Here is a 7,661-nt window from a genome sequence, read left to right on the forward strand (position 1 = left end):
GAGTGTCTTATGCTCTAGCGGCGAAGTGGACACGCCTCAAAGAATAAGGATTGCTTGAAGCAGTCAAACTTCTTTGGAAGCCCCCACTTCAAATTTTCGCTAGAAAATTAAGTGGGGGTAGTTCACCAGCATGATGTGGCGATTGAAAGCTGTTCGATGATGGGGGAATGATGCGGCCTGAGCGGATGCATCAGGGCGAAACAAACGAATCGAACCCGGCATGTTAGATGCCGGGTTCAAACTGTTTGAGCTTCTCGATGATGCGACGCTTCCGATAGAGCATCTTCCCGGTTTCGGCGATGTCTTCCATAAACGATTTGTTAAACAGCGAACCGAAAATGACGCCGATGATCGGAACGGCTTGAAACAGCTTTTTCCACCCGTATTGGTCGCGGAACGTCATCATCACTTCCCGCCAGCCTTGCAGTTCGGAAAAGACGCGCCCGCGTTCATGGGAGAACGACGAAAGTTCGTCCAAAATCGCTTTTTTCCCGACGATGTCCGCCGCGGCAAACTGCAGGCATTTGACGACAAACACGCGCTCCTCTTTTTCCTTCGGGTCATATCCGTACACGATGGCGATCTCTTGCAGCGTTTTCAGCGCTAAGCCGAGAAGCGCCGGAATGTCCACCGCCAACGTCAACGCCCCGCCGACCCCGGTCGCCGCTCCTTGCAGCTGGGCGAACGTGACGCGCGCATCGATCAACTCGTCGCAGACGCGGTCCATCGTCGCAAGCGGCAAGTGCGGCACCTCGGCCAACGACGATACGCCAAGCTTGTCCAATACCTTTCCTTCATTCACTAAGTATTGCCCGCCGCTTTGAATATAGCTGCCCAGCTCATCAAGCAGCTGTCCGAGTTTTCGATGGATGACTTTTGGCGTCAGCTTATCAAGCACTTGAAACGGCAAGCGGCCGAGCTTTTCCCAAAACCATAGGTCTTTTTGGGAGTGTTCCCACTGTTCGATTTGCTTTAGTTCTTTTTGCAGCTCCAGTATGGCATCCATGCTTGGGCCTCCTGTTCCTTCTTTATGTTTAGGATAAGTTGATTGTAACGAATTATACGGATGAAGGAAGGGCTTTGTTTCTAACAAGAAGCTTGTCGGTATAATCAAAATCGGAATTTTTCGTTGACGGATAGTAAAATTTTAACTAAAATATTTATTAGACTAGATGACCTTAAGGAGGCTCTTTCATGATTACAACTTTAAAACAACAATTTATCGAACTTTTTAGCGGCTTAGGCGAAGGCATCCGCACTTTCTTCGCCCCCGGCCGCGTCAATTTGATCGGTGAGCATACGGATTACAACGGCGGGCATGTGCTGCCGTGCGCGCTCGAGATCGGCACGTATGCGCTTGTTCGGCAGACGAAAGAGCCATTTGTCCGCTTTTATTCGCAAAACTTCCCGGAAACGGGAGTGATCACTGTCTCTTACGATGACTTGTCATACCGGAGCGAGCACGGCTGGGCGAACTACCCGAAAGGGATCTTGGCTGCGTTTCAAGCGCTCAGCCCGCTGGAGACCGGATTGGATATTTTGTATTACGGCACGATCCCGAACGGCGCCGGGCTGTCGTCATCGGCGTCGATTGAGCTCGTGACCGCGGTCATGCTCAATGAACTGTTCAGGCGCGGGCTTGACCAGCTGGAACTTGTGAAAATGAGCCAAACCGTAGAAAATGAATACGTTGGCGTCCATTGCGGCATTATGGATCAGTTTGCCGTCGGCATGGGGAAACAAGATTGCGCCATTCTATTGAACTGCCAGACGCTCGAGTACCGCTATTTGCCGCTCGTGCTCAACGATTGTTCGATTGTCATCGCGAACACAAACAAAAAGCGCGGCTTGGCGGACTCGGCGTACAACGAGCGGCGGGCGACGTGCGAGGCGGCTCTCGCGAAGCTACAAAGCGTGCGGAACATCGCCTCGCTCGGCGAGCTGACAAGCGCAGAGCTGGCCCGTTATGAACATCTTCTTTCCCCGCTTGAGCAAAAACGGGCCCGCCATGCGGTGACGGAAAACGAGCGGACTCTTGAAGCCGCCCGGGCGCTTGAGAGCGGAGACCTGATCCGCTTTGGCGAGTTGATGAAACAGTCGCATTTGTCGCTGCGCAATGATTACGAAGTGACAAGTGTTGAACTCGACACGCTCGTTGAAGCGGCATGGTCGCACGAAGGAACGGTCGGGGCGCGCATGACCGGAGCAGGATTCGGCGGCTGCACGGTGAACATTGTGAAAAAGGCATGCGTTCAAGATTTCATTGAACGGGTCGGAAACGCGTATGCCGAAAAAATCGGTTATGAAGCAAGCTTTTATGTCGTTGAAGTTGGTGACGGGGCGAGAGAACTCACGGAACTGGAGGAGATGAGCCGATGATTTTGGTTTGCGGAGGGGCAGGGTATATCGGCAGCCATGCGGTGTACCGTCTGCTTGAAAAAGGGGAGCGCGTGGTCGTGGTGGATAACTTGCAGACGGGGCACCGGGAGGCGGTTCACCCTGATGCGGTGTTTTGCCAAGGCGATATTCGCGACCGCGATTTTTTGCGCGAGGTGTTTCGCCAGCACGACATTGAGGCGGTCATTCATTTTGCGGCGAACTCATTGGTCGGCGAAAGCATGGAAGAGCCGCTGAAATATTACGACAACAATGTGTACGGCACACAAGTGCTGCTTGAAGTGATGAGAGAATTTGGTGTCAAGCAAATCGTCTTTTCTTCAACCGCCGCGGTGTATGGGGAGCCGAAACAAATCCCGATCGTCGAAACCGACCCGACGGAACCGACGAACGCGTACGGAGAAACGAAGCTGGCGATGGAAAAAATGATGAAATGGGCGGACCGCGCCTATGGCATCCGCTCGATTTCGCTCCGCTACTTTAATGTCGCCGGGGCGTACGGCACGACAATCGGTGAGGACCACAACCCGGAGACGCATCTGATTCCATTGATTTTAAAAGTGCCGCTTGGCCAGCGCGAGAAAATCTACATTTTCGGCGATGACTACGACACGCCCGACGGCACGTGCATCCGCGACTACATTCATGTGCTTGATCTCGTCGATGCCCATTGGCTGGCGCTCGAGAAATTGCGGAGCGGGGCAGACAGCGATGTATACAATTTAGGCAACGGAAATGGATTTAGCGTCAAAGAAGTGATCGAAGCGGCTCGGCAAGTGACCGGACACCCGATCCCCGCCCGCGTCGTGGCGCGGCGCCCGGGCGACCCGGCGCGGCTTGTCGCTTCATCGGAAAAAGCAAAGCGCGAGCTCGGCTGGGAGCCGAAATACTTGTCCATTACGGATATCGTCGCCTCGGCGTGGGAGTGGCACAAAGCGCGGCCAAACGGCTATCGGGGTGTGTGAGCGATGGAACGAATTTGGACGGCGATTGAACAACTGATCCGTTATGCCGAGCAACGCGGCCTTTTAGCGCCGGAAGATGTGGTGTACGCGCGCAACCGCCTGCTGGCAACGCTCCGACTCACGGAATGGCAGCCGGCCGAGGTCAAGGACGTTCCCTTGGCCTCGCCGGCCCCGGTATTGGACGCTATGATTGATTGGGCGTATGAACAAGGATTGTTGGAAACGAATACAACGACCGAGCGCGATATATGGGATGCGAGACTGATGGACTGCGTCATGCCGCGGCCGTCGGAAGTGATCCGCGCCTTTTACGAGCGGTACCGCCGCAGCCCGCAGGAGGCGACGGACTGGTTTTATTCGTTGAGCCAAGCGTCCAATTACATTCAAACGGCGCGCATCGCCAACAATCAGCACTGGAAAGTGTCAACCATCTATGGAGAATTGGATATCACCATTAACTTGGCGAAGCCGGAAAAAGACCCGAAGGAAATCGCCAAATTAAAAGAGATGCCGTCATCCTCGTATCCAAAATGTGTATTATGCAAAGAAAACGAAGGGTATGAAGGAACGTGGCGTCATCCAGCCCGTTCCAATCACCGTGTCATCCCGATCACGTTATTGGATGAACAGTGGTATTTCCAATATTCTCCCTACGTGTACTATCATGAACATTGCATCGTCTTTTCCGCCGAACATGTGCCGATGAAAATGGAGCGGAAGACGCTTAGCCGTTTGCTCGATTTCGTCGAAAAGTTCCCGCACTATTTCATTGGCTCGAACGCCGATTTGCCGATTGTCGGCGGCTCGATTTTAGTGCATGACCATTTCCAAGGAGGGCGTTATCCGTTTGCGATGGAAAAGGCGGAGATCGAAGAGTGTATCCCGCTCCCATCGTTCCCGTCGGTCACAGCCGGCATAGTGCGCTGGCCGATGTCCGTCATCCGTTTGACTGGACCAAAAGAGGACGTGTTGGATGCGGCTGCCTTTTTGTATGAAACATGGCGGACGTACAGCGACCCAAGCGTCGAGATTATGGCCTACAGCGGCGATGTTCCGCACAACACGATCACCCCGATCGCCCGGCGGCGCGGCGATTTGTTTGAGTTGGACATTGTTTTGCGCAACAATCGGACATCAGCGGAACATCCGTACGGCATTTTCCATCCGCATGAAGAATTGCATCATATTAAAAAAGAAAATATCGGCTTGATCGAAGTGATGGGGCTGGCGGTGCTGCCGGCACGGCTTGCCGTGGAACTGGAGACGCTGGCCGATTATCTCGTGCATCGGACAAAAAAAGAAGACTGGGACGAGTCGATGCATAAACATTGGGATTGGTGCGAAGCCATTCACTCGGCCTATCCGGACATCACGAAGGACAACGTCCATGACATTTTGCGGCACGAAGTCGGGCAACGGTTTGTGACCGTGTTGGAACATGCCGGGGTGTTTAAGCGGGACAAGCGAGGGAAGGACGCGTTTCGCCGCTTTATGCAGCACGCTGTGGAGCGCATGTCGTCTCTTGTTTAAATGCGGCGAAAAAACGCGTTTCATATGAAACAGAAAGGGGGCGCGAACAGACGATGGCTACGTTAAAAGAAATCGCGGAAAAAGTCGGCGTTTCGGTCGCGACGGTGTCGCGCGTGCTTAATTACGATACGACGCTGTCCGTTTCCGATGAAACGAGAAGGCGCATTTTTGAAGTCGCCCAAGAGTTGAACTACAAAACATTGCGGGAACGAAGCCAGCAAGCGCGCGAATCGTTTCGCTTCGGGCTCATTCACTGGTATTCGGAGCGCCAGGAAATCGATGACCCCTATTATATGGCGATTCGCCTCGGAGTGGAAAAAGAGTGTTTTGACCGCGGCATCGAACTCGTCAAATTGTTTAAACAGCACGGCGCCTATCCGATCGAACGGATGGAGGCGCTCGATGGCATCATCGCCGTCGGAAAATTCGGGCCGAAGGAAGTCGAGGTTTTTGCCGCCGGGGCCAAACAAATTGTGTTTGTCGACTGTTCGCCTGATGAGCATCGGTTTGATTCAGTCGTCATCGACTTGCGTCAAGCGACGGTGACAGTGCTTGATTATTTGCTTCGGTTGGGGCATACGAAAATTGGCTATATCGGCGGCCGTGAATATGTCGACGGGGAAACGCCGATCCGCGATGAGCGCGAAGCGGCGTTTTACGAATATTTGTATGTCAAAGGGCTGTATGATTCCCGCTATGTATGGATCGGTGCCTTCACTGCTGAAGATGGCTATCGGCTGATGAAAGAGGCTGTTTCAGGCGGCGACTTGCCGACGGCGTTTTTCATTGCCAGTGATTCGATGGCGATTGGCGCCCTGCGTGCGCTGCATGAAGCCGGGATCGCTGTTCCGGAAGAGGCGGCGATTGTCGGATTCAATGATATTCCGACGGCAGCATTTCTTCACCCGCCGCTTTCGACGGTGAAAGTATACACAGAATTTATGGGTGAAACAGCGGTTGAGCTGCTCATCGAACGGTTGACGACGAAACGAGCGATTTGCAAAAAGGTCGTCGTGCCGACAGAGCTCGTCATCCGCTCAAGCAGCGAGGGCAACGAAAAGGGGAGCGGTCGATAAGCCGCTCCCTTCTGCATTAATGGAACTCGATATCAACGCGTTTTTTCGTTCCTGTCGTTGTTTTCGGGATACGAATGTCAAGCACGCCGTTTTTGTACGTCGCGCGAATGTTTTCCGTCGCCGCATCCGCCGGCAGGGTGATCGAACGCTGGAAGCGACCAAAGAAGCGTTCGCGCCGGTGCATTTGTTCTTCTCTTACATCGTGGTGGCGTTGAATCGTGCCGCTGATGGTCAACATGTTGTTCTGCACGTCAATGTGCACATCCTCTTTCCGCTCCAGCCCCGGTAAATCGCACGAAACGACGTATTCGTTGGCCGTTTCATGCATGTCGATGCGCGGCATCCAGTGCTGCTCATCCATATGAGTGAACAGTGATGGAAAATCACTAGCAAAAAAGCGGTTCATATCCCGGCGAATCGCTTCCAAGTGCCGGAACGGGTCATACGGAATTAACGCCATAACTGCCATCCTCCTTAACAAGAAATGTTTTTTCGCTCAGTAGTGTGAACCGGATTCGTCTGTTTTATGTATGATTGGCTTGCAATTGTTCCATCACCGTCAAATACGCTTGAATGAGTGCTACTTTCATGCCATCCGGCAAGTCAGAAGCGGCCACCCGCTTAACGGCGTAATAAAACTTCACTTCGGACGATTGCCGCACGCGCGGATGCGTCCACTCGTCGCGCAGCTCCTGCCTGATCGTCTCATATAAAAGAGCTTGGCTACTCTGTTCATCGAGCGTCTCCGCTGTGATCGAACGATTCGGCCAAAGTCGGCGGTAGGCGTCAAGCAAAACGGAAAATGAATGATTCATCGCATCCATTCCTCCTTCGTTGATGCTCGTTTTTTATCTTATTACACATTTTCATTATAGTTGATGTGAGCAGCCATTACAGGAGGGGAAGTCTGCAACATTGCGGATGGAAATTCCAGTTGACATAGAAAGTCAGGCGTAATATAATCAAAATCGCCGTTTCACGACAGCGCGATGCCAAGAGGCAAATGGCAACGAAACAATCAAAAAATGTGGTTGACAAACAGCGGATGATAAGTATAATAAAATATTGCCGCAACGTAATAAACGGATAAACGCGGCAGAAACAAAGCAGAGAAAACAATGCTTGACATTTTGAAAGATTTGTTTATATAATAATAGTTGTCGTTAAGTTATAAGTTACAAAAGCAGTTGCTTGTTCCTTGAAAACTGAACGAAACGAAGCGCGACGAAAAGCGGAGGTCCGCGGGTCGCCGCGATGGGCAAATGTTCTTCGCCTGCAAGGGTGCTTGCACCCGGAAGGCGAAGGTTATTTGACCCCGAGCGGCGGCGGACCGAAGCTGGACAATACGAAAAGCGGAGGTCCGCATGGGCCGAAGCAAAAGCCAATCAACTTTCTTTGGAGAGTTTGATCCTGGCTCAGGACGAACGCTGGCGGCGTGCCTAATACATGCAAGTCGAGCGGACCGGATTGGGGCTTGCCTTGATTCGGTCAGCGGCGGACGGGTGAGTAACACGTGGGCAACCTGCCCGCAAGACCGGGATAACTCCGGGAAACCGGAGCTAATACCGGATAACACCGAAGACCGCATGGCCTTCGGTTGAAAGGCGGCCTTTGGGCTGTCACTTGCGGATGGGCCCGCGGCGCATTAGCTAGTTGGTGAGGTAACGGCTCACCAAGGCGACGATGCGTAGCC

7 protein-coding genes and 1 rRNA gene are annotated in these 7,661 nt (G+C 52.9%); 5 read left to right on the top strand and 3 right to left on the bottom strand.

The annotated features are described in order from the left end of the window. Positions 1–223: 223 nt before the first annotated feature. On the bottom strand, positions 224–1,006 hold the full coding sequence (locus ETC02_RS15780; RefSeq protein WP_050367436.1) for an EcsC family protein: 783 nt from the start codon (positions 1,004–1,006) through the stop codon (positions 224–226). 188 nt (positions 1,007–1,194) lie between these two features. On the opposite strand from ETC02_RS15780, the gene ETC02_RS15785 reads away from it, so the two are divergent. Genes ETC02_RS15785 through ETC02_RS15800 form a run of 4 tightly spaced genes read left to right on the top strand, consistent with a single transcriptional unit; the run spans position 1,195 to position 5,968 of the window. Beyond that, a complete protein-coding gene (locus ETC02_RS15785) occupies positions 1,195–2,379 on the top strand; it encodes a galactokinase (protein WP_050367435.1) in 1,185 nt (394 codons plus the stop codon). Further along, entirely contained in the window at positions 2,376–3,362 is a 987-nt protein-coding gene (galE, locus tag ETC02_RS15790) for a UDP-glucose 4-epimerase GalE (protein WP_063210912.1), read from the top strand. The genes ETC02_RS15785 and galE overlap by 4 nt, the downstream gene beginning before the upstream one ends. 3 nt (positions 3,363–3,365) lie before the next feature. Next, positions 3,366–4,892, top strand: a complete 1,527-nt coding sequence (galT, locus tag ETC02_RS15795) for a UDP-glucose--hexose-1-phosphate uridylyltransferase (protein ID WP_171698409.1) — start codon at positions 3,366–3,368, stop codon at positions 4,890–4,892. 53 nt (positions 4,893–4,945) lie between these two features. Next, entirely contained in the window at positions 4,946–5,968 is a 1,023-nt protein-coding gene (locus ETC02_RS15800; RefSeq protein WP_042382431.1) for a LacI family DNA-binding transcriptional regulator, read from the top strand. Positions 5,969–5,984: 16 nt separating this feature from the next. On the opposite strand, the gene ETC02_RS15805 is transcribed toward ETC02_RS15800, so the two are convergent. Continuing rightward, positions 5,985–6,428, bottom strand: a complete 444-nt coding sequence (locus ETC02_RS15805) for an Hsp20/alpha crystallin family protein (RefSeq protein ID WP_050367433.1) — start codon at positions 6,426–6,428, stop codon at positions 5,985–5,987. A gap of 64 nt (positions 6,429–6,492) precedes the next feature. Continuing rightward, on the bottom strand, positions 6,493–6,783 hold the full coding sequence (locus tag ETC02_RS15810; RefSeq protein WP_033009177.1) for a hypothetical protein: 291 nt from the start codon (positions 6,781–6,783) through the stop codon (positions 6,493–6,495). Positions 6,784–7,360: 577 nt separating this feature from the next. Here ETC02_RS15810 and ETC02_RS15815 point away from each other — a divergent pair. Beyond that, positions 7,361–7,661 (top strand): 16S ribosomal RNA (locus ETC02_RS15815); the annotation flags it as partial.

The sequence above is a fragment of the Geobacillus sp. DSP4a genome, from assembly GCF_013096875.1.
Classification (GTDB): domain Bacteria; phylum Bacillota; class Bacilli; order Bacillales; family Anoxybacillaceae; genus Geobacillus; species Geobacillus thermophilus.

Bases quoted from the DNA above. Each gene is read 5' to 3' on its own strand.
- ETC02_RS15800 (WP_042382431.1), top strand. From the start codon at position 4,946: ATGGCTACGTTAAAAGAAATCGCGGAAAAAGTCGGCGTTTCGGTCGCG.
- ETC02_RS15805 (WP_050367433.1), bottom strand. From the start codon at position 6,428: ATGGCGTTAATTCCGTATGACCCGTTCCGGCACTTGGAAGCGATTCGC.
- ETC02_RS15810 (WP_033009177.1), bottom strand. From the start codon at position 6,783: ATGAATCATTCATTTTCCGTTTTGCTTGACGCCTACCGCCGACTTTGG.
- galE (WP_063210912.1), top strand. From the start codon at position 2,376: ATGATTTTGGTTTGCGGAGGGGCAGGGTATATCGGCAGCCATGCGGTG.
- ETC02_RS15785 (WP_050367435.1), top strand. From the start codon at position 1,195: ATGATTACAACTTTAAAACAACAATTTATCGAACTTTTTAGCGGCTTA.
- galT (WP_171698409.1), top strand. From the start codon at position 3,366: ATGGAACGAATTTGGACGGCGATTGAACAACTGATCCGTTATGCCGAG.
- ETC02_RS15780 (WP_050367436.1), bottom strand. From the start codon at position 1,006: ATGGATGCCATACTGGAGCTGCAAAAAGAACTAAAGCAAATCGAACAG.